General features: G+C 58.2%; 21 protein-coding genes. 14 read left to right on the top strand and 7 right to left on the bottom strand.

All coding sequences use genetic code 11. The annotated features are described in order from the left end of the window. Nucleotides 1–242 precede the first annotated feature (242 nt). The 7 genes from WS78_RS35085 to WS78_RS35055 all read right to left on the bottom strand — a co-directional run bounded on the left by WS78_RS35085 (nucleotide 243) and on the right by WS78_RS35055 (nucleotide 4,522). Complete coding sequence (locus tag WS78_RS35085; protein ID WP_059577591.1) at nucleotides 243–437, bottom strand: hypothetical protein; 195 nt, start codon at nucleotides 435–437, stop codon at nucleotides 243–245. Next, complete coding sequence (locus WS78_RS35080; protein ID WP_059577593.1) at nucleotides 406–1,185, bottom strand: type III secretion system protein; 780 nt, start codon at nucleotides 1,183–1,185, stop codon at nucleotides 406–408. The genes WS78_RS35085 and WS78_RS35080 overlap by 32 nt, the downstream gene beginning before the upstream one ends. Further along, on the bottom strand, nucleotides 1,154–1,738 hold the full coding sequence (locus WS78_RS35075) for a type III secretion apparatus protein OrgA/MxiK (RefSeq protein WP_059577596.1): 585 nt from the start codon (nucleotides 1,736–1,738) through the stop codon (nucleotides 1,154–1,156). Before WS78_RS35075 ends, WS78_RS35080 begins: the two co-directional genes overlap by 32 nt. Then, on the bottom strand, nucleotides 1,735–2,601 hold the full coding sequence (sctJ, locus tag WS78_RS35070; protein ID WP_082717319.1) for a type III secretion system inner membrane ring lipoprotein SctJ: 867 nt from the start codon (nucleotides 2,599–2,601) through the stop codon (nucleotides 1,735–1,737). Before sctJ ends, WS78_RS35075 begins: the two co-directional genes overlap by 4 nt. Before the next feature lie 4 nt (nucleotides 2,602–2,605). Then, nucleotides 2,606–2,884, bottom strand: a complete 279-nt coding sequence (gene sctI, locus WS78_RS35065) for a type III secretion system inner rod subunit SctI (protein ID WP_394335903.1) — start codon at nucleotides 2,882–2,884, stop codon at nucleotides 2,606–2,608. Between the two features lie 82 nt (nucleotides 2,885–2,966). Continuing rightward, entirely contained in the window at nucleotides 2,967–3,236 is a 270-nt protein-coding gene (gene sctF / locus WS78_RS35060; RefSeq protein ID WP_059577603.1) for a type III secretion system needle filament subunit SctF, read from the bottom strand. Beyond that, entirely contained in the window at nucleotides 3,233–4,522 is a 1,290-nt protein-coding gene (locus WS78_RS35055; RefSeq protein WP_059577606.1) for a PrgH/EprH family type III secretion apparatus protein, read from the bottom strand. Before WS78_RS35055 ends, sctF begins: the two co-directional genes overlap by 4 nt. Nucleotides 4,523–4,902: 380 nt before the next feature. Here WS78_RS35055 and WS78_RS35050 point away from each other — a divergent pair, with 380 nt between their 5' ends. The 14 genes from WS78_RS35050 (at nucleotide 4,903) to sicA (ending at nucleotide 18,617) form a co-directional block, all read left to right on the top strand. Beyond that, nucleotides 4,903–5,661 (top strand): helix-turn-helix domain-containing protein, encoded by a 759-nt coding sequence (locus WS78_RS35050; protein ID WP_059577609.1) that lies wholly within the window; start codon nucleotides 4,903–4,905, stop codon nucleotides 5,659–5,661. Nucleotides 5,662–5,674: 13 nt separating this feature from the next. Beyond that, complete coding sequence (gene sctC, locus WS78_RS35045; RefSeq protein WP_059577612.1) at nucleotides 5,675–7,549, top strand: type III secretion system outer membrane ring subunit SctC; 1,875 nt, start codon at nucleotides 5,675–5,677, stop codon at nucleotides 7,547–7,549. Continuing rightward, the gene (gene sctW, locus WS78_RS35040; RefSeq protein ID WP_059577615.1) at nucleotides 7,546–8,670 is read left to right on the top strand and encodes a type III secretion system gatekeeper subunit SctW; all 1,125 of its coding nucleotides are present in this window, start codon (nucleotides 7,546–7,548) and stop codon (nucleotides 8,668–8,670) included. Before sctC ends, sctW begins: the two co-directional genes overlap by 4 nt. A gap of 44 nt (nucleotides 8,671–8,714) precedes the next feature. Then, nucleotides 8,715–10,793: an EscV/YscV/HrcV family type III secretion system export apparatus protein gene (locus WS78_RS35035; protein ID WP_059577617.1), complete on the top strand. Its 2,079-nt coding sequence runs from the start codon at nucleotides 8,715–8,717 to the stop codon at nucleotides 10,791–10,793. A gap of 10 nt (nucleotides 10,794–10,803) precedes the next feature. Next, on the top strand, nucleotides 10,804–11,211 hold the full coding sequence (locus WS78_RS35030) for an InvB/SpaK family type III secretion system chaperone (protein WP_059577620.1): 408 nt from the start codon (nucleotides 10,804–10,806) through the stop codon (nucleotides 11,209–11,211). After that, a complete protein-coding gene (gene sctN, locus WS78_RS35025; RefSeq protein WP_059577624.1) occupies nucleotides 11,208–12,518 on the top strand; it encodes a type III secretion system ATPase SctN in 1,311 nt (436 codons plus the stop codon). The genes WS78_RS35030 and sctN overlap by 4 nt, the downstream gene beginning before the upstream one ends. Further along, the gene (locus WS78_RS35020) at nucleotides 12,515–12,979 is read left to right on the top strand and encodes a hypothetical protein (RefSeq protein WP_059577628.1); all 465 of its coding nucleotides are present in this window, start codon (nucleotides 12,515–12,517) and stop codon (nucleotides 12,977–12,979) included. The genes sctN and WS78_RS35020 overlap by 4 nt, the downstream gene beginning before the upstream one ends. Further along, on the top strand, nucleotides 12,957–14,042 hold the full coding sequence (locus WS78_RS36875; protein WP_063889445.1) for a SpaN/EivJ family type III secretion system needle length determinant: 1,086 nt from the start codon (nucleotides 12,957–12,959) through the stop codon (nucleotides 14,040–14,042). Before WS78_RS35020 ends, WS78_RS36875 begins: the two co-directional genes overlap by 23 nt. After that, nucleotides 14,039–15,001, top strand: coding sequence for a type III secretion system cytoplasmic ring protein SctQ (sctQ, locus tag WS78_RS35015; RefSeq protein ID WP_059577631.1), 963 nt, complete (start codon nucleotides 14,039–14,041; stop codon nucleotides 14,999–15,001). Before WS78_RS36875 ends, sctQ begins: the two co-directional genes overlap by 4 nt. Then, nucleotides 14,991–15,671, top strand: a complete 681-nt coding sequence (locus tag WS78_RS35010) for an EscR/YscR/HrcR family type III secretion system export apparatus protein (RefSeq protein ID WP_059577634.1) — start codon at nucleotides 14,991–14,993, stop codon at nucleotides 15,669–15,671. Before sctQ ends, WS78_RS35010 begins: the two co-directional genes overlap by 11 nt. 33 nt (nucleotides 15,672–15,704) lie before the next feature. Next, a complete protein-coding gene (gene sctS / locus WS78_RS35005) occupies nucleotides 15,705–15,959 on the top strand; it encodes a type III secretion system export apparatus subunit SctS (RefSeq protein ID WP_059577637.1) in 255 nt (84 codons plus the stop codon). A gap of 35 nt (nucleotides 15,960–15,994) precedes the next feature. Continuing rightward, nucleotides 15,995–16,741 (top strand): type III secretion system export apparatus subunit SctT, encoded by a 747-nt coding sequence (gene sctT, locus WS78_RS35000; protein WP_059577746.1) that lies wholly within the window; start codon nucleotides 15,995–15,997, stop codon nucleotides 16,739–16,741. A gap of 3 nt (nucleotides 16,742–16,744) precedes the next feature. Continuing rightward, the gene (locus tag WS78_RS34995) at nucleotides 16,745–17,971 is read left to right on the top strand and encodes an EscU/YscU/HrcU family type III secretion system export apparatus switch protein (RefSeq protein ID WP_317135637.1); all 1,227 of its coding nucleotides are present in this window, start codon (nucleotides 16,745–16,747) and stop codon (nucleotides 17,969–17,971) included. Nucleotides 17,972–18,095: 124 nt separating this feature from the next. Continuing rightward, the gene (sicA, locus tag WS78_RS34990; protein ID WP_059577641.1) at nucleotides 18,096–18,617 is read left to right on the top strand and encodes a type III secretion system translocator chaperone SicA; all 522 of its coding nucleotides are present in this window, start codon (nucleotides 18,096–18,098) and stop codon (nucleotides 18,615–18,617) included. The last annotated feature ends 17 nt before the right edge of the window (nucleotides 18,618–18,634 follow it).

Genomic DNA, 18,634 nt, shown 5'->3' with positions numbered 1-18,634 from the left:
TTCGCTGATCACTCATTCCGGGAACGTGATCACCTGTTTCGGCAAGATGATCGCTCGTTTCGGAAACCGGTGATCAGCGATCACCTTCGACCGAAACGACCGATCACCATCAATCGGAACCACTGATCACGTTCAACCGAAATCGCTGATCACGTTCGCCGAATTACGCACCATGATCCATATCGCGATGGGCGGCCTGTTGTTACGCAGAATCGCTCATCCCTGATTTTTCAACCGCGCTCTTACCAGTTTCCATTGCCGTTGAAGGTCGGACATGCGCTCGGGTCCTCGGGATCTGGAAACATTACCTTCTGCGTGAAATCGTTAATGATCCACTCCTTCATCATGTCTTCGATAGACTTCGGGGATTGCTGTGTGTCATCACCGGACGAACGGTACATGGCTTCAGTTGAAGTCGCGGCTTGCAATGGTGTCATCGGGTGGCTCCTGTTCGGCTGATGTGTCTGCGAGAATGTTTGGGGTACCGGCGTCAACTACGTTGGTGTCGTGCGCGTCGCGACGCTTGAGCCGATGCAGTGCGTCGGTCATTACCTGCCATGCGATTGCGTCGTTGTTCATCGAGCGCACTGTGGTGCGGCATGCGGAGAGCGCCGTGTCGCTCAACTCGTGTGCAGCGTCAAGCGGATCGAATTCGAGAATTTCCTCGTCCCATTCGACAACGAACGAGCGTGTTTCGACGAGCACGATCTGCACCGACGGATAAGTGTCCTTCAGGCGCTTGCGTATCGCTGGTGCGATCCTCTTCGCGCGGTTCGGCACCGACACGCGTAGCGGGCGATTGCTCGGGCATGCGCGGCGGTCTGCAATTGCGTCGGTGATGTGCAGAAGTAACCCTGGATCGCCGAGCAAGTGTTCGAGTGATTGACGGACATTTTCGACGACGTGTTCGAGGAGTATCTGCCGCTTCGTGTCGATCCACTCGAGACACTCGACGACTTGTGTGACGGCGAACGCGAACCCGGCCTCGTAGCCGGTTTTTGCTGCGTGGTCGCGGCAGCCTTGCGCGTCCCGTTCGGCATCTCGCACGAGCAGGCGCGCGCGACGCTTCGCATCGTCGATCAATCGTTCGGCGCGAGCCGCTTGTGACAGTGGTTCGTGTTTAAGCAACACGTCGGCAAGCGGTACTAGGGTGTCAGGAAGCTGTCGCAGTGTCGAGGAGCGCATAGTTCAATGCGAAGGAGAAGAGTGTGGCGTGCCAAGCGGCGCGCACGTCGTGAGCGCCGTCTAGGTGGATTTCGAGACGTTTCGCGTACGCTCGCGGGAAGAGAAGCGGCAGGCGCTGGCGCAGCGCGCGTGGCGCATGTTGCAGCTCACCAGCAAGACAGGCGGAGCCGGCCGCTACAATCGTATCGTCATCGGGCGAGTCAGCGCACTCGACCTTCGGCACGGCATGAAGTGGCAGACATAGAAAGCGCTGGCTCGTCGGATCAAGATGCATGTACCGGCAGTGCTCGACGAGCGCCGTGCGTAGTCGCTGCACGCCGATCAGAAAGCAGACGCGCGGCAGGTGTGTCCAATGATTGACGCATTGCCGCGCAACCGGAGCCTCACCCAGATCGAAGTCGATTTTTGTATCGAGGCGAAGGCGATCGATCATTAGCTGATTCGCGATGTCCGCCGGCAAGTTCGTGAGATCGACTCCGGCGATCGTCCGATATTCCGGATGCGCATAGCCGAACGGACCATACATCACGTTCACGAGAGCGTGAGGATTCATCGGCGTGGCTCCCGAATGTTGCTCAATTCCGCATGAGATTCGCTCGCCGTATCGGCTGGTGCAGATGATTCGGCCGCTTCCGATACGGCGATTGTGCCGGGCGCACCGGGCTCAATGTCAGCAATCCGACCTGCTGCATCCCGTGCCGTTGCGTCGCGTCTGCGTCGCAGGTAGACGAGGTAGCCGGTCACTGCGGCCGCTATCGCGGCCGGTATCGCGGTGAGCCAGTAGAGCCACGTTGCACCGGAATGCGATGCGGAAGCAGTCGGCGCGCCGCGAAACAGCGATGGCGCACGGTACAAGATCACCGAGATATCGTCGTAGTCGATGTTGGTGAAGCTGTTCTTCACAAACCGCTTCACTTCACTGACGAGAATGTCTGCATCCACCTCGTTGCGATAGGTGAGCAGTACGGCGGCGTGCATCCGCGCGTCTGCCTTGCCGCTGTCGGACGGCTTGAGCGGATAGCTGATCTGCACGCGCGCCGTGACGACGTTTTGCAGTGCCGCGAGGTTTTGCTCGAGGCGCTGCTCGACTGCCGACAACAGCCGCGCCTGTTCCGCCTGCGGCGACGCGACGAGCGCGTCTGCTGGAAACGCCTGCGCGATCTGCATGCGCGCCTGAGACGGCAGGTTGTATTGCCGCAGTAGATCGACGGCGGTCGGAAAGTCGGCTTGCTCGACGCTGACCGCGTAGCCTGTCTTGCCGAGGTCTTCTTTGTGTACAGCGAGATCGTGCGCCTGGAGCACCGCGACGACATCGTTCGCCTGCTGCTCGGAGAGATTCTTCAGCAGTTCCTGTTGGTGGCACGCGGCGAGCAGCAGCATGGTAGGCAGCATCGAGAAAGAGATGAATCGCTTCATCGCGTCATTGTGCCTTGACGAGCGTTTCCACGGCCGACACCGCCTTGCGTGCGAGTGTGCTCGCGAGCGACATGGAGATGTTGTAGTCGGAGAGCTCGGTTTGCAGCGCGATCAGCTTTTCGGGGCGCGCGAAATTCACCGGATCGGCAAGCTGCGTCTCGATAATTGTTTTCGCGACGTTCGCGTTGTCGTTTGCGTCGGAGAGCGTCTGCTTCAGGATCGTCTCGAGCGTCGCCGGCGGGCCGGACGATTCAATTTCGCTGAGCGACGGAAGTTCGGGCACCGCGTGCGGGTTCGTAATGTTCATAATCGTTCTGGCCGGGACGGCACGGCGTACGCCGCGTCGTCCCAGGCGGATGAAAAAATTATCGGAAGTTCGAGACGATCGACGAATCGATATCCTTCATCGATTTGACCGCACTGGTTTGTGCATTGCGGTACAGGTTGTACTCGGACATGATCATCTGGTAGTTGGAGAGGGCCACCGGGTCGCTGGGGTTCGAGACGAGGGCCGCCTGCGCGTCCGTAAATTGCTTGTTCAGGTCCATGACGCCGTCATCGAATGCGCGGCCGATGCCGGTCAGGTAGCCTGACCATTGGTAGTCTAACTTCACCGAAGTCGGGACATTGCTCATTGGGAATTCACTCCTTCCAAGGGTTGCGGGAAATACCAGGACGCGTGATCGAGCAGCACGTAGCCGTCGCCGCCTTCCCGATAGGATTTGCCCTTCAGCCAGTCGGTGCGGAGCGCGATTTTGAAATCTACGCGACGTGTGCCCCACTTGTGGCTGAACGAGTGCATGAGGTTCTGCAACGCGGCAAGTTCCTCGTCGCCGAATGAAGTTGCTACTTCGAAGGTCGCGCCGCCACGTCGCGTAAGTAGCCGGTAGCGTGCACCTATCTTATCGAGTGCGTTGCGCGCTTCCTGTTCGATAGCGCCGACATTCGCATCAATCACCCGCACGTTCTTCACGTATGGCGCCGCTAGACGCAGCGCACTAACCGCGCTCGCTCGCGCTGCGGCGGGCAACCGATCGGAGACGATCAGTTCGGGGCGCTCGGGGATGTCGAGGCGCACGGTCACGAAATCGATGCCGGCTTCATCGAGGTGGCGCTCAAGCCGCAGCCGCTCGGTGTCTATCACCGCGACTTCGACTTGCTCCGGAAGTGCGGCCTTCAGCAACGCCTCGCGGTCCCACTCGGCCCCGTCCTGCGATGCGCTTAGCACGTAGATTCGGCCATCATCGGTCGCGAGGATTGCATTGCGCTCAGGGCTGCCCGTCAGCACACTGCTTACGGTGGCGAGCTTTTGTGCGCCCACGTAGTGCCGAACCACCCAATATGCAAGCGCAGAAAGTGTGGCGCTGGCAACAAGCACAATGCCCAGCTTTAGCGCGAAGCGCACAAGCCCAACGCGTGGCGTTACGCGTTCGTCACTCGCCGCTTGCGCGACTGCTGGGTCAAGCGTGGGCTGCGGCGCATATTGTGTGATGGCGTCGCTCCATGCATCTTGTCGACGCTTGACTGCAAACGCAATATCGCCAAAGCGACAGACAGAATTAAAGGTGGCATATTGCGTTTCCGTACCATCGTCGGATAGAAAATCAACCTCGAAATCCTGGGGGGGGAGGGGCGCATCGGCGTGCAAATCTGAAATCTCAGGCGCGCTCGTGGCTAATCGTGAGAAGCGCAAGCGAAAATTTGGCTGGCCGGCTCTGTAAGGAATATACAGTGTGTCGATCGAGCGATTTAGAAAATGCTCTGATCGATTTCCGGCTTCTGCGTTCCGGCGATTATCCGAGAGATCTTCGCCGACATAGAAGAAGATTTCCTTGTCTGGGATTGAAATATCGGAACCGAATAACGGACCAAATAGAATTCGGAGCTGCAGAGCTTCTGGTGAGAAATCTGGTTTATCCATCGCTGCGATCTTCTTTATAGGGCAACATTTGGCGGATCATTCTATTTTGGCGGCGCAGATAGATTGTCTTTGTCGGCAAGTTCACATGCGAAGCGAAAAATCGGAATCGATCAAGGGTGGTTCCGACTTCCGCGGAAGGAGGTGATGCGATGGGTGAAATATACCGTCAGACGGGCGTGCTCCGCTATGAATAAACCTGAAATGTTTTGAATTCGAATATCAAAAAAATCAAATAATTTCTGTTTTTAATGATTTTTGTGAGATTTTTTAATGTCAGATTTTTTTGCTTGATCGGAATGTGGCATCCGACTAGGCTGTGTTTCCGAGAAGGCGTAATAGCGCCCTCGAATTTCGTCGCATTTCATATTAGGAATTGCGTAATGGCTGGAAGATTCGGTAGATTCGATTGCGTTGCAGTATCGCAAGGAAAATCGAGGTTGTTTTCCGGGCCGGCGATTAAGTTGATCAAGCCGGTAACGGAATGCGCGCGCCTGGACGCAATATTTGGGGATGAGTCGTGTGTTGTTTCGATCGATTTGTTTCGATCGGCGCTTGTCGTTATTCCTGGTGACATGAAAATCATATCGCGCGAAGGTGCATGGCGTTTTCACGAAGTCCCGGTATTTGAATCGGCTAAGTTGCTCGCTTTTCTTGAAAGCTGCGCAAAGTCAGATTGTGGCGGTCGTGAGGACTGGTCGGGTGTATCGGGAGGTGCGGTGATTTACGCGCCGAGTGATTTGAGCATCTGGAAATTCGACCGTTGGTTGATCGCCCATGTCATGGGTGCGGAGCGCGACGCCGACCCCCTGCTTGCGTTTCTGCGCGCGCAGGAGAGTTACGGGCTCGTGCGTTTTCTGCTGCGTGAGCGTACGAAAGCGCAGCCAGTGGCCGTCCTTGCCGCTCGCTATGGCGTATCCGAGTCGCACTTCAGGCGTCTGTGCCGTCGGGCACTCGGTCGCGGTTTGAAACGCGAGCTCAGGCAATGGCGAGCGGCGCAAGCAGTACTCGAGATCGTCGAGAGTCGCGAAAGTATGACCGAGGTCGCGATGAGCAACGGCTTTGCGTCGTCATCCCATTTTTCGAGAGAAATTAAAGATTTGTTCGGAATTTCACCGTGCCAGTTCCGACGCAGGACATGAGGAATCTTATCCGATGATGAATTTTGATCAGGCAAAACGACAAGCGACGGCCCTCACGGCGTGGCTGCTGCTGACGGGCACCGCGTTCGCCGCTATGCCCAACGGCGGGAAAACCGTCGACGCAGGCACATCAACCACCGCGACCGACTCGGCAGGCAGCGGCGCGAGCGCGCCGACGCAGGCGGCGAGCACGCCGCAAGATGGTGAGCGACACTTCGTCGCAAGCGATGTGAGCATCAGCGTGCTGCTTAACGCGTTGTCGGGCCGACTGCACAGGCCCGTCGTCGCGAGCGAGACTGTGCGGCGTAAGCATGTGACGGGTGAGTTCGACCTCGCACGGCCGCGAGTGCTCCTCGCGCAGCTTGGGGAGACGATGTCGCTGCTGTGGTATGACGACGGTGCTTCGATCTACGTCTACGACAACTCGGAGATCAAGAATGCGGTCGTGTCAATGCAGCATGCGACCGTTCGCAACCTGCGCGATTTCATTCGCGAAACGCGGCTCTACGATTCGCGCTTCCCGGTTCGCGGCGACGACCTGAGCAGCACGTTTTACGTCACGGGCGCGCCCGTCTACGTGAATCTCGTCGCGGCCGCGGCGCGCTATCTCGATGAAGTGCGCTCGACCGAGGCGAACGACAAGCAGGTGGTCAAGATCGTGCAACTGCACAATAGCTTCGTCGTCGATCGACAATATACGCTGCGCGACAAGCAGATTGACATTCCGGGCATCGCGACGGTGCTAGGCCGAATCTTCGGTACTGTAGAGCGCAGTACACAGGTGGCGAAAGGCGCGCGGCCAGCCGCGGTGCCCGTTGATGCGACGGCGCGCGCCGACGCGTCCAGTACGGCTGCCAAGACGCCATTCTCGCTGACAGCCCCGCTTCCAGCAGCCCCGAATTCCGGCGCGCCCGACATCCTGTCCCCAGGCGCCGGAGTCGAAGCTGGGGCTGGAGCCGAGGCGGCCCGTGGTTTCGTGGTGCCGGCGTCCGAAGGCGTGCGCGCGGTCGCGTACCCGGACACGAACAGCGTGATTCTCGTCGGCCAACTCGACAAGGTGCAGGACATGGAAACATTGATCCATTCACTCGACGTCGAGAAGCGTCAGATTGAGTTGTCGCTATGGATCATCGACATTAAGAAGAGTCGGCTTGACCAGCTGGGCGTTGATTGGCAAGGCGCGCTTGACTTGCCGGGTATCGGCGTCGGTCTCAACAATGGGAGTGGCAGCGGCAACGCAACGACCCTCGACGGCGCGAAATTCCTTGCCTCGGTTGCCGCTCTTAGTCAAACGGGCGACGCGACTGTGATCTCGCGGCCGATCGTGCTCACGCAGGAAAACATACCCGCGACGCTGGACAGCAATCAGACGTTTTACGCAAAGTTGATCGGCGAGCGCGCAGTCCAGCTCGACCACGTGACCTATGGCACGCTCGTCAGCGTGCTGCCACGTTTGTCGAGCGACGGTTCGCAGGTCGAGATGATCGTCAACATCGAGGATGGCAACACCGAGAGTGCGACGGGCGATGGCCAGACCGCAAGTGACAACAATACGATGCCGCTCGTGAATCGCACCGAAATCAACACGGTCGCACGCGTGCCGCGTGAATTGAGCCTACTCGTTGGCGGCAACACGCGCGACGACGTAACTCGTCGTGCGTTCCGGATTCCGGGACTCTCGAGTATTCCGCTCATTGGTGGTCTGTTTCGCGGGCATTCGGATCGGCACGAGCAGGTCGTGCGCGTGTTCCTGATTCAGCCGAAACTGCTGCGCCCGGGCGCAGCGTGGCCGGACGGGCAGCCATGGGAGGCCGGCGATCCGGCGAGCAATGCGACGTTGCGCACGACGGTTCAAATGTTGAAGCCCTTTATGGACGACAAGCAATGAGTTCAATCATCGGTGGTGCGTCGATTGCACGCCGCGGCTTTGCGGTCGACGGCGCGAGTTCGGCGAGCCGGCTCGATGCGGAACCATCGCTCGACGAAGAACCGCAGGCCGGAGCGGTCGAAGTGCAGGTGCAGCTCGCTGATATTGAAGAAGAGTCGGCAAACGCCGCCACGCAATTCAGTCGATTTCGCACGTCGGAGCGAAAATGCCGTCGCAGCGACGACCTCGAACGGATTCTCGACACGGATGCTGACGAGAAACTCGATGATCTCGCGACACTGCTTGGCCGCGGTGGCAACAAGGCCACGAGCGGCAAGCTCGATCTCGCGGTGCTGTTGCGCGAGGCGCGCGAGCGTTTCCGCGACTCGAGCGATCTTCTGCTTGCGCTGCGCGAGTTGCGCAGGCGTCGTCGCCTTAACGGTGAGAACGTCGATGTTGTCGAACGGGCGATCGATGAGATGCTTGCGGGCGGCGACGAAAAGCAGATCAAGGCGGGCATCAACGCAGCGCTGAAGGCGAAGGTGTTCGGAGAACGGATGCAGCTCGATCCACGCCGGTTGCGCGAGCTATATCGGCAGTTTCTCGAGTTCGAGGGCTCCTATCTCGTCGTCTATGAAGACTGGATTGAGCAGTTCGGCGCAAAGAAACGGAAGCGTATCCTCGACTATGTGTGCGCCGCGCTGACCTACGACATGCAATCGCTCGATCCGAGCTGCCGCTGTCCGGCCGAGTTCGGCCCGCTACTGGGCACGTTGCATAACGCACGGATGCTGTCGTCGGCTGATGAGGTGTTCGTCGGCAGACTGCTCAGCGATGAATTCGCGTGTGACTGTGGGCTCACCGAGGAGCGCGCGCTCGCGACGATGTTGGGCGGGCTGCAACGGCCGTTCGCGATTGCGGAGGTATTGATGCGCACGGCGGGCGAACTGCTCGATCCACTTGCGCCGCCCCGCCGTTCACAGTTGTTACAGCTCGTGTTGCGCGCGTTCTTGAGCGTGCCGATCGAGTTATATGGAGAGCCTGACGCGCGCCATGCGGTGATCGGCTCGCTCGAGGATCTGATTAGCACGGCGTACGCGTGCGAGAGACGGTATGCGAGACCGCGTGTAAGTGCCGGTTGAGGTGTGCGTACCTCGACGCTCTCCATTCACTCTAGTCGATAGTTATGCTGAAGAATCTACTGATCAAAACTCAGGCGCGCCCGGAATTGATTGTCCTGTGTCTGATGGTGCTGGTGATCGCGATGCTGATCGTGCCCCTGCCACCATACGTGCTTGATTTCCTCATCGGCTTCAACATTGTGACGGCGCTGCTCGTGTTCATGGGCTCGTTTTATATCGCCAACATTCTCGATTTTTCCACGTTTCCGTCTATCTTGCTGATTACGACACTGTTTCGCCTCGCGCTGTCGATCAGTACCAGCCGTATGATCTTGCTCACCGCGGAGGGCGGCAAGATCATCACGACTTTCGGACAGTTCGTGATCGGCGACAATCTCGTCGTGGGCTTTGTCGTGTTCGTGATTGTCACGATCGTGCAGTTCATCGTCATCACGAAGGGCTCGGAACGCGTCGCCGAAGTAGCGGCCCGCTTCTCGCTTGACGCAATGCCTGGTAAGCAGATGAGCATCGATGCGGACTTGCGCGCGGGCGTTATCGACAACGAAGGCGTAAAGGCGCGCCGCTCGGCGCTCGAGCGTGAGAGCCAGCTATACGGCTCGTTCGACGGCGCAATGAAGTTCATCAAAGGCGATGCGATCGCTGGGATCATCGTCATCGTCGTTAACCTGATCGGCGGCATCTCGGTTGGTGTCGCGCAACACGGGATGACGATCTCCGATGCACTTACGACGTACACGATCCTGTCGATCGGCGACGGCCTCGTCGCGCAGATTCCTGCACTGCTGATTGCGATCGGCGCGGGTTTCGTCGTCACACGCGTGAGCGGATCAGGTACCAACCTCGGTGCGAGCATTGTCGGTGAACTGTTCTCAAATCCGTTCGTACTCCTCGTAACGGCAGTGCTCGCGCTCGCGCTTGGCCTGCTGCCCGGTTTTCCGTTTATCGTTTTTTTTCTGATGGCGCTCGCACTCGGCATGTTGTATGTACGCCGCGAATGGCGCAAGCGCGGCGAATCATCCGCGAGCGAAGGTGGGTTCGTCGGCAAGGTCACAGGTGCGCTGACCGGCAGTGGCTCAGCGAAGCTCTCGACGAGTGACGTTACGGTTGACATCGACATCGAAAAGCTGATTCCGGAAACGGTGCCGCTGATGCTGATGGTACCTGAAGCGGTGAAGCCGATTTTCGAACAGGATGACGTGATCGGCGCATTCAGACGACGCGCATTCGTCGATATGGGACTGAGATTGCCCGACATCCATGTCTCGTATTCGCCGCAAATGCACCCGCGTGAGGCGATAGTGCAGATCAATGAGATTCGCGCGGCAACCTTTGCGATCTGTTTCGATCGGCATCGCGTAATTGGTTCGACGCTCGCGCTCGAAGGGCTTTCGCTCGACGTCGTGCAACTGCCAGACGGCGCGGGTGGCGACGCCTTGTGGGTGTCGTCTTCGCAGACCGATGCGCTCGCAAAAATGGATGTACTCACACGCTCGGCGACCGACGACCTATACGGACAATTTCTCGCGGTGATGCTGAGCAACGTGACAGAGTTCTTCGGTGTACAGGAAGCGAAGCGCCTGCTCGACGACATGGAAAAGAAGTATCCGGAGCTCATCAAGGAAAGCTATCGGCACATTTCAGTACAGCGAATTGCCGAGGTGTTTCAACGCCTACTCACCGAGAAGATCTCGATCCGAAACATGAAGCTGGTTCTCGAGTCGCTCGCGCAATGGGGGCCGAGGGAGAAGGATTCGATTTTGCTCGTCGAGCACGTACGCGCAGCGCTTGCGCGCTACATCACGAACCGCTTCGCTGCGGGGGGAAAGTTACGTGCACTCGTTTTGTCTGCCGAATTTGAAGACACGGTCAGCAAGGGGGTGAGGCAGACATCGGGGGGGGCATATCTGAATCTGGAGCCTGCGATGAGCGAGCAACTGCTCGACCGGCTTGCTCTCGAACTTGCGCGTGCTGGCTTTTCCCAACGCGACATGGTGTTACTTGCTTCAATGGAGGTTAGGCGTTTCGTCAAGCGACTCATTGAGAGCCGCTTCCCGGAACTGGAAGTGCTGTCATTCGCCGAAGTGGCCGACAGCGTCGCAATCGATGTGTTGAAAACCATTTGAGGAGAGAACGATGAACGTGGACGTTGTCATGCTCGTCAAGGAAAGCATGGATAAGATGGGCTGCAGTAACGCGATCACCGGCGAGCTCGATGCGCATGCGCCGATTTGCATTGCATTTCATTCGATGCCTGAAATGTTTGTCGAACGAGAAGACGAGCATGTGACATTGTGGAGCCGACTCGACTACTCGGGCGAGAGCCAGCTTGCACGTTGCGCGTTCGATCTGCTCACGTATCAGATGCCGCGCGGATCGGATATGTTTGCATCGCGTCGACCGCTGCTGTCGCTCGTTGATGACGAGCTGATTTTGCATGGCCGCGTCGAGCCGCACTATCTCGCCGATACCGACCGCTTCATCGAGGCGCTCGAATTGTTCTATGAAGACCTGTGTGCGATCAACGGGATTCTTGAGCAATGAGCGCAGCCGGTGACCCTCTGAAATTGCTGAAGCGGCGCGCGCATCCGTGTCGCATACAGGGGCCGATTATAGAGGCGCCGCTGCCGCAGGTGGCTATTGGTGAGCTGTGCATTATCCGCGAGACGGCCGTAAGCGAACATGAGATCGGTCGCGCGCAAGTGGTTGGTTTTGGGCGCGATACTGCGATTTTGAGCACGCTTGGCAGTACGGCTGGCCTTTCGCGACAGATTGCGCTCGCGCCGACGGGCGAACGAATGACGGTCGATGTGTCACCGATGATGCTCGGCACGGTCGTCGACGCGACTGGCGAGATAGTCGAGACGTTTAGCGCGGCGCGAGTAGCCGGCGATGCGTTACCGAGGCGGATGGCAGTCGATGCTGTACCGCCAGACTACGCGGAGCGGCGGCCGATTGCGAGCCGGCTTGCGACTGGCATTCGCGCGATCGATGGTCTTCTGACCTGCGGCGTTGGCCAGCGCTTTGGCATTTTCGCTGCAGCGGGATGTGGCAAGACTTCGCTGATGAACATGATGATCGAGCATGCGGGGGCCGATGTTTACGTGGTCGCACTAATCGGTGAGCGCGGGCGCGAGGTGTCGGAGTTCGTTGAGCGACTCAAACACTCAGGGCGTCGGGATCGGACGATCGTTGTGTATGCGACGTCGGATCGATCGTCGGTGGACCGTTGCAACGCGGCGCTCGTCGCAACAACAATTGCGGAGTATTTTCGCGATCGTGGTTGCAACGTGATGCTCTTTCTCGATTCGATGACCCGCTATGCACGCGCGCTGCGCGACGTCGCGCTTGCAACGGGTGAAGCGCCGGCGCGGCGCGGCTATCCGGCGTCGGTGTTCGAGAACTTGCCGCGACTGCTTGAGCGACCGGGACGAACAAGCACGGGCAGTATCACCGCGTTCTATACGGTACTTCTTGAAAACGAAGAGGAACCCGATCCAATCGGAGACGAGATTCGTTCGATAGTTGATGGCCACCTGTATCTGAGCAGAAAGCTCGGTGCCAAGGGACATTACCCAGCGATCGACGTGTTGAAGAGTGCGAGCCGCCTGTTCGATGAGATTACCGACGCGTCGCATCGCGTGATGGCAAAGCAGTTTCGGCAGCACCTCGCACGAATCGACGACATGCAAATTTTCCTCGATCTCGGTGAATACCGTCGCGGTGAGAATCTGGAGAACGATGATGCGCTCGATCGGCGCCCTGTGCTCGATGCATTTCTGCGGCAGGAGATCGCGGAGGCATCGGCGTTCGACGAGATGCTTGAGCGAATGCACGAGGCTGTGTCGTGAAACGGCTCGGCGACGCACGGCGACTGATCGCGGTCCTTGAGCGGCGCGAATGGTCGGTACGCCAACAGGCGGAGCGGGAGCGCAAAGGGCTATCGAATCTCGACGCGCGGATCGTCGAACATCGTGCCTCGATCGAGCGCTTGCGCGACCGGCTCGCGGCCACCGCGCCGCCAAAGTCATATGCGCGCGCCGAGCTGATGCGCGTGCGCGGAAAGCAGGCGGCGATTCGTTTCGAAATCGCGTGCAAGCAGATCGAAGCAGATGATCTACTCGAGCAGCGTCTGGCGGCTGAGCGGGCATTGCGCGAGAGCCTGGCCGCGGCTCTCGCGCTCGAGCGGCGGCAGAACAAGCATCGCAACTGGCTCGCGCGACGCAGGCTCGAAAACGACCTGCTGCACGAACTGGCTATCGAAGCGGAAATCATAGAAGGAGCTAGTCATGGGTTCAATCAGCGGTACTAACGCTCCGCGCGTATCTAACATCGGGTGTACGGAGGCGGCTGGTGTCGAGCAGACATCTGGCTTGCAGCTCGCGTACCAAGAACAGTGCCGTAAGGTGCTCGATAAGCGCGACGAACGTCGGAATCGCGACGACTCCAATGCGAGCCATGCGCCGGCGAGGAAAAAGGCGGTGAGCAAAGGTGAGCCGCTCGTCGCGGCGATTTGGATGTATGCGCCCTATCAGCAGCAGGATCGGCCGATCGAGCGGTTCGGTAGAAATACGTCGGACGGTGCAGGCGCGACGCGCGCGGATGTAACACAGAAGGAAACTTTCGCGCCGGTTGTATCGAGCATCGCGGACGGCCGAGCGGGAGATACGTCGAACGATGCGACACATGTTTCGCATGCCAATGTGGATCGGACGGTGGCGCCTGCGCATGCCGATCCGATGGCGGCGCACAGAACACGGGACAGCGTTACTCTCATCCCTGCGGAAGCGATGTCATCGTCGTTTTCGCGCCAGCCAGCCAGTGCTCTAAATGCCGGCACAACGCCGATCGTGCCGGCCTCACAAAATCCACGAACAGCGCACGAGTTCGTGTCACAACAGGCGAAGTCAGCGACAGGCGTGATGCGCGCGCCGAATGAGCATGACTCCAGCGTTGACGCGAACGATGTTCCGCTAACGGGATTCGCACGCGTTTCGACGCAGATGCCGATTCGAACCACAGAGCCCCATATACGGACCCTTGAACAGTCGCGCGCAACATATCGTGACGCGGTGGCCGATCCGGCGAATGTGAGCGCGCAAGACATGTCTGAAACTCCTGTTACACAAGTGCGCTACAGCTTCAACACGTGGGACGGGCGGCCTGCCGTCAATTTGCGTTTCAACCTTGATCATGCATCGCAAGTCGTTACCGCACAGCCGAGCCAAGAGCGCGTACAACATGCAATGGAGCGCGGCGTCGATCAGCTCGCGCCGGGATGGATCGTCGAGTTCGATCGACAGCAAGCGGACGATGGCGGCAGTCATTCGTCGCGGCGCCACGCGCGACAGGAATCGGAGGCGGACGAGCAATGAGTGCGCGCTACTTGTCATTGCGCTGCGTCGAGACCACGCAGTTGCCGTTGTACCAAAGCGCACGGGCGCTGAGCGCAGTCGGTCATCACGCGGCGCTGCGCGTAATTGCACCGCCATGCGGCTACGCGGTGCTGCGGGCTTTCTGGAAGGGCATGGAATACGAGGGCTGGGTCGACATCGACGATCTGATGCGCCGCCACTATCCGGCACTCGCCACGCTCGCATGGCGCGCACTCGACAAGCATTACGCGCTGGCTCTGCTGGGCGGAAGAGACGCGGCCACGGATCTGCCCGCGCCTCCGGGCGGTTGGGAGCACGTCCGTCTCGTGGATCTCGTCGAGCGCGAGCTACACGCAGAGCCGCTGCTGTGCTTCGATGCGGTCGACGGAGTACGTTCGATGTTTCGCACGTTTCCGGATGCCGCGCCCGCCGGGCGTGCTGTCGTCGATATGGCCAAGCTGCCGGTTGTCATGTGTTTCGTGATTGGTGTTTCGCGTTTGCCGCACGCGCTTCTGTCCGCCATCGTACCAGGCGACGTGTTGCTCGTTTGTGAGCCGCGCAACGTGGTCAGGATCGGCGCGAAGTCGCTTTGTGAATTTCGCTGGAAAGGAGAGGAAATTATGCTGGACGAACAAATTGTTGAGAACACGTTCGACGATGTAGATGAAGAACGAATCGAGGTGGACGCGCTCGCCGATGCGCCGCCGAAGTCTTTCGAAATTGACGCGTTACCCGTCACGCTGGAGTTTTCGTTGCCCGGCGAGCGCATGACAGTCGCACAGTTAGCCGGCTGCCATGCCGGGACGGTGTTGCCGTTGCGCGGAACGTCCCGCGATGTGACGATCCGTGCCAACGGCCAGCCACTCGGCCAGGGTGAGCTGATTCAGGTCGGCGAACAGCTCGCGGTCGAAGTGAAGACACTTTGGTTCACGAAACCGGCAGCAAGTGATGGCGAATAATGAAATTGCACTGATCGTCCTGCTGACGGCAGCGACGCTCGTACCGTTCGTCGTCGCGGCAGGTTCGTGCTTCATCAAGTTCTCAGTCGTCCTCGTGCTCGTGCGCAATGCGCTCGGCATTCAGCAGGTGCCGTCGAACCTCGCGCTCAACAGCATCGCGTTGATCATGTCGCTGTTCGTGATGATGCCGGTTGCCCAAAGCGCATATCGCTATCTGCAGCATCATCCGCTGGATGTGATGAGCAGCGCGTCGGTCAACGATTTCATAGACGATGGTCTTGGCGATTACAAGCGTTATCTAAGGCGTTATTCAGACCCGGAGCTCGTCGGCTTTTTCGAGCACGCGCAAACTGCGCGCCTGAAAGGCGATGACGCGAACATAGAGAATCACGTCGACGAGGCGGACGGACTCGACAATTCGCTGTTCGCGCTGCTGCCTGCCTACGCGCTCACTGAGATCAAAAGTGCATTCAAGATCGGATTTTACTTGTACCTGCCATTTCTCGTCGTCGACATGGTCGTGTCAACCGTGCTGCTAGCGCTCGGGATGATGATGATGAGCCCCGTGACAATTTCGGTCCCGATCAAGCTTATCCTGTTCGTCGCAATGGACGGTTGGACCCTGATCTGCAAGGGCATGATCGAGCAGTATCTAAATTTGATGAAGTAACAGCGACACGGCATATTTTTAGGAAAGTACAAGATGGCTGAACTCACCTACGCGAGCGACAAGGCGATCCTGCTCGTAATCCTGCTGTCCGCCGCGCCGGTCGTTGTTGCAACCCTCGTGGGTCTGACGATCGGCCTGTTCCAGACGGTCACCCAGCTGCAGGAGCAGACGCTGCCGTTTGGTTTGAAGATGCTCGCGGTGTTTGGTTGCTTGATGATGTTGTCCGGCTGGTTCGGCAGCAAGCTGCTCGCGTTCGCGACTGAAATGCTCACGATTGGCCTTCGCTGATCGGCTTCGCACTGAGCGACACGATGATCATCTCGATGGAAGTGTTCTATCTGCACCTCGGCGCGTTCGCAATCGCCTATGCACGGATCGCGCCGGTATTTTATTTGCTGCCGTTTCTGAATGACCGGACGATCGTCAATGGGATGCTGAAGAACACAATCGTGTTCGCCGTCATCGTCGGTCTTTGGCCGAGTTTTGCACATCCGCATTCATCCAGTGGTGGCGCACTCCTCGGGATTGCGCTTACCGAGGGCGCCGCGGGCCTCGTGTTAGGCGTCGGTTTGTCGTTGCCATTCTGGGTCGCGACCGCTATTGGCGAACTGATCGACAATCAACGCGGCGCTACGATCAGCGATTCGATCGATCCGGCGACTGGCGTCGAGGCGTCCGCGTTCGCTCCTTTCGTTAGCCTGTTTTATGCAGCTGCGTTTTTGCAGCAGGGCGGCATGCTGACGATCGTCGAGCAGCTCGAATCGAGCTACGCGGCCGTGCCGACGGGCGCGCTGTTTAATGTCGACCTCTCGCGCATCGGCACACTGCTGAACGACCTCGTGGCGCACGGGCTTGCGCTCGGAGCGCCCGTACTCATCGTAATGTTTCTGACCGACGCATTGCTAGGTCTCTTTGCGCGTTTCTGCCCGCAGGTCAATGCATTTTCTTTATCACTGACTGTCAAGAGCATCGTCGCGTTTTCGGTATTCCATTTGTATTTCGTGTCCGCAGCACCGCACGAACTGACGGCGCTGCTGCACGTACATTCATTTTCTAAGCTCGTGAAGTGATCGATGGCCGAGAAAACCGAAGAACCGACAGCGAAGAAGCTGCGCGACGCGGCAAAGAAAGGACAAACTTTCAAGTCGAAGGATATCGTCGCGTTTGTCGTGGTTGCGGCGGGCGTGATGTCGATTACCACAATCGTTGATTTGACGCGTGCGATGGCGGAATTCTTGCGGATCGCTTCGATGAACACGTTACCGAATCCCGCCGATTATGTATTCGAGTTGACGAAACTATTTTTGCGAATTGCTATGCCGTTCATGCTGCTCTGTGCGCTCGCGGGCGCATTGCCCGCGCTTATGCAGAGTCGGTTCACGCTGGCCGTCGAATCGATCAAGATCGATTTTACCGCGCTCGATCCTGTCAAGGGGATGAAGAGGCTCTTCAGTTGGCGTTCGGTGAAAGAGACGGTGAAGGCGTTGCTCTACGTCGTGATTTTCGCAGTCACGGTGCAAATGTTCGCCCGCCTATATCACCGCGATGTTTTTGGCTTATTCCGCGCCCAACCGGCACTGCTCGGCCACATGTGGATCGTGATGACGGTGAGGCTTATCTTGCTGTTCCTACTATGTGCGCTACCCGTGATGGTCCTCGATGCTGTCGTCGAGTACTTCCTGTACTACAAGGAATTGAAGATGGCTAAACATGAGGTGAAGCAAGAATACAAAGAGAGTGAAGGTAATCACGAGATAAAAAGCAAGCGGCGTGAAATCCATCATGAACTGCTGTCGGAGGAAATCAAGGCGAACGTCGAGCAGTCGGACTTTATCGTCGCGAATCCTACCCATATCGCGATCGGCATTTACATCAATCTGGATGTTGTGCCAATTCCGTTTGTATCGATCCGTGAGACAAACGCACGCGCTCTGGCAGTCATTCGGCATGCCGAAGCGAATGGTGTGCCGGTGGTACGTAACGTCTTGCTCGCACGCTCGATTTACCGGAACTCTCCGCGCCGATATAGCTTCGTGAGCCACGACGACATCGAAGGCGTGATGCGTGTGTTGACATGGCTCAAGGAAGTCGAGGTGGCAAATCGTTTTGTGGCGGCTGACCTCGATGAGTCGTTCACATCGGCGATGACCGGCGGTGACTTGGAAGAGGACGAGCCGGTTCCGTATCACGATGTGGAGCCGACGCAACACGATCGTGAGGATGGGCTCGACGGAACGGATGCCGCAGGCACATCGGGCAATGGCGTCCCGCCCGCCCCAAAAGATAATCGGAACACTTGACAAGCCAAAAAACTGCTTTGTGAAATCCTTTTGAGCGAACGGCGCGTAATGTTGCACTGTCATTCGATGGCAGTGCATCGAGCGCCGATATCTTTGTAACTGAAATACCGAACGAGGTGAGGGCATGACGCAACGTGACGTGAATATCGATGACATGGAAGCTGAAGAAATGGCCGCGGCGCTGTTGGACGCAGTACAGAACGGCGCGACGCTGAAGGACCTGCATGGCGTGCCGCAGGATCTGATGGACGGAATCTATGCATTCGCATATCGCTTCTATCAACAGGGGCGGCTCGATGACGCAGAGGTGTTCTTCCGCTTTCTGTGCATCTACGATTTCTACAACGCTGAATATGCGATGGGTCTCGCGGCGGTCTGCCAGTTAAAGAAGGAATACGCGAAGGCAATCGATTTGTATGCGCTCGCGTATTCGCTGTCGAAGGACGACTACCGTCCGATGTTTCATACCGGCCAGTGCCATTTGCTGATGGGAAAGGCGGGGCTCGCACGGCGTTGCTTTGGCATCGTCGTCGAATGTTCATCCGACGAGCGCTTGAAGCAGAAGGCAAAGTCCTATCTAGACGGACTCGACGAAGTGGGCGTTGGCGCAGATCCTGCGCCGGACATGACGGGAATTGAAAACTAGCCAACAGGAGCTGAACG

The sequence above is a fragment of the Burkholderia savannae genome, from assembly GCF_001524445.2.
GTDB lineage: Bacteria > Pseudomonadota > Gammaproteobacteria > Burkholderiales > Burkholderiaceae > Burkholderia > Burkholderia savannae.
This window is presented reverse-complemented; position numbering and strand designations above follow the sequence as displayed.

What these genes read in the sequence shown, in the direction of transcription:
- WS78_RS35085 (WP_059577591.1), bottom strand. Translation starts at nt 437, where the DNA reads ATGACACCATTGCAAGCCGCGACTTCAACTGAAGCCATGTACCGTTCG.
- WS78_RS35080 (WP_059577593.1), bottom strand. Translation starts at nt 1,185, where the DNA reads ATGCGCTCCTCGACACTGCGACAGCTTCCTGACACCCTAGTACCGCTT.
- WS78_RS35075 (WP_059577596.1), bottom strand. Translation starts at nt 1,738, where the DNA reads ATGAATCCTCACGCTCTCGTGAACGTGATGTATGGTCCGTTCGGCTAT.
- sctJ (WP_082717319.1), bottom strand. Translation starts at nt 2,601, where the DNA reads ATGAAGCGATTCATCTCTTTCTCGATGCTGCCTACCATGCTGCTGCTC.
- sctF (WP_059577603.1), bottom strand. Translation starts at nt 3,236, where the DNA reads ATGAGCAATGTCCCGACTTCGGTGAAGTTAGACTACCAATGGTCAGGC.
- WS78_RS35055 (WP_059577606.1), bottom strand. Translation starts at nt 4,522, where the DNA reads ATGGATAAACCAGATTTCTCACCAGAAGCTCTGCAGCTCCGAATTCTA.
- WS78_RS35050 (WP_059577609.1), top strand. Translation starts at nt 4,903, where the DNA reads ATGGCTGGAAGATTCGGTAGATTCGATTGCGTTGCAGTATCGCAAGGA.
- sctC (WP_059577612.1), top strand. Translation starts at nt 5,675, where the DNA reads ATGATGAATTTTGATCAGGCAAAACGACAAGCGACGGCCCTCACGGCG.
- sctW (WP_059577615.1), top strand. Translation starts at nt 7,546, where the DNA reads ATGAGTTCAATCATCGGTGGTGCGTCGATTGCACGCCGCGGCTTTGCG.
- WS78_RS35035 (WP_059577617.1), top strand. Translation starts at nt 8,715, where the DNA reads ATGCTGAAGAATCTACTGATCAAAACTCAGGCGCGCCCGGAATTGATT.
- WS78_RS35030 (WP_059577620.1), top strand. Translation starts at nt 10,804, where the DNA reads ATGAACGTGGACGTTGTCATGCTCGTCAAGGAAAGCATGGATAAGATG.
- sctN (WP_059577624.1), top strand. Translation starts at nt 11,208, where the DNA reads ATGAGCGCAGCCGGTGACCCTCTGAAATTGCTGAAGCGGCGCGCGCAT.
- WS78_RS36875 (WP_063889445.1), top strand. Translation starts at nt 12,957, where the DNA reads ATGGGTTCAATCAGCGGTACTAACGCTCCGCGCGTATCTAACATCGGG.
- sctQ (WP_059577631.1), top strand. Translation starts at nt 14,039, where the DNA reads ATGAGTGCGCGCTACTTGTCATTGCGCTGCGTCGAGACCACGCAGTTG.
- WS78_RS35010 (WP_059577634.1), top strand. Translation starts at nt 14,991, where the DNA reads ATGGCGAATAATGAAATTGCACTGATCGTCCTGCTGACGGCAGCGACG.
- sctS (WP_059577637.1), top strand. Translation starts at nt 15,705, where the DNA reads ATGGCTGAACTCACCTACGCGAGCGACAAGGCGATCCTGCTCGTAATC.
- sctT (WP_059577746.1), top strand. Translation starts at nt 15,995, where the DNA reads ATGGAAGTGTTCTATCTGCACCTCGGCGCGTTCGCAATCGCCTATGCA.
- WS78_RS34995 (WP_317135637.1), top strand. Translation starts at nt 16,745, where the DNA reads ATGGCCGAGAAAACCGAAGAACCGACAGCGAAGAAGCTGCGCGACGCG.
- sicA (WP_059577641.1), top strand. Translation starts at nt 18,096, where the DNA reads ATGACGCAACGTGACGTGAATATCGATGACATGGAAGCTGAAGAAATG.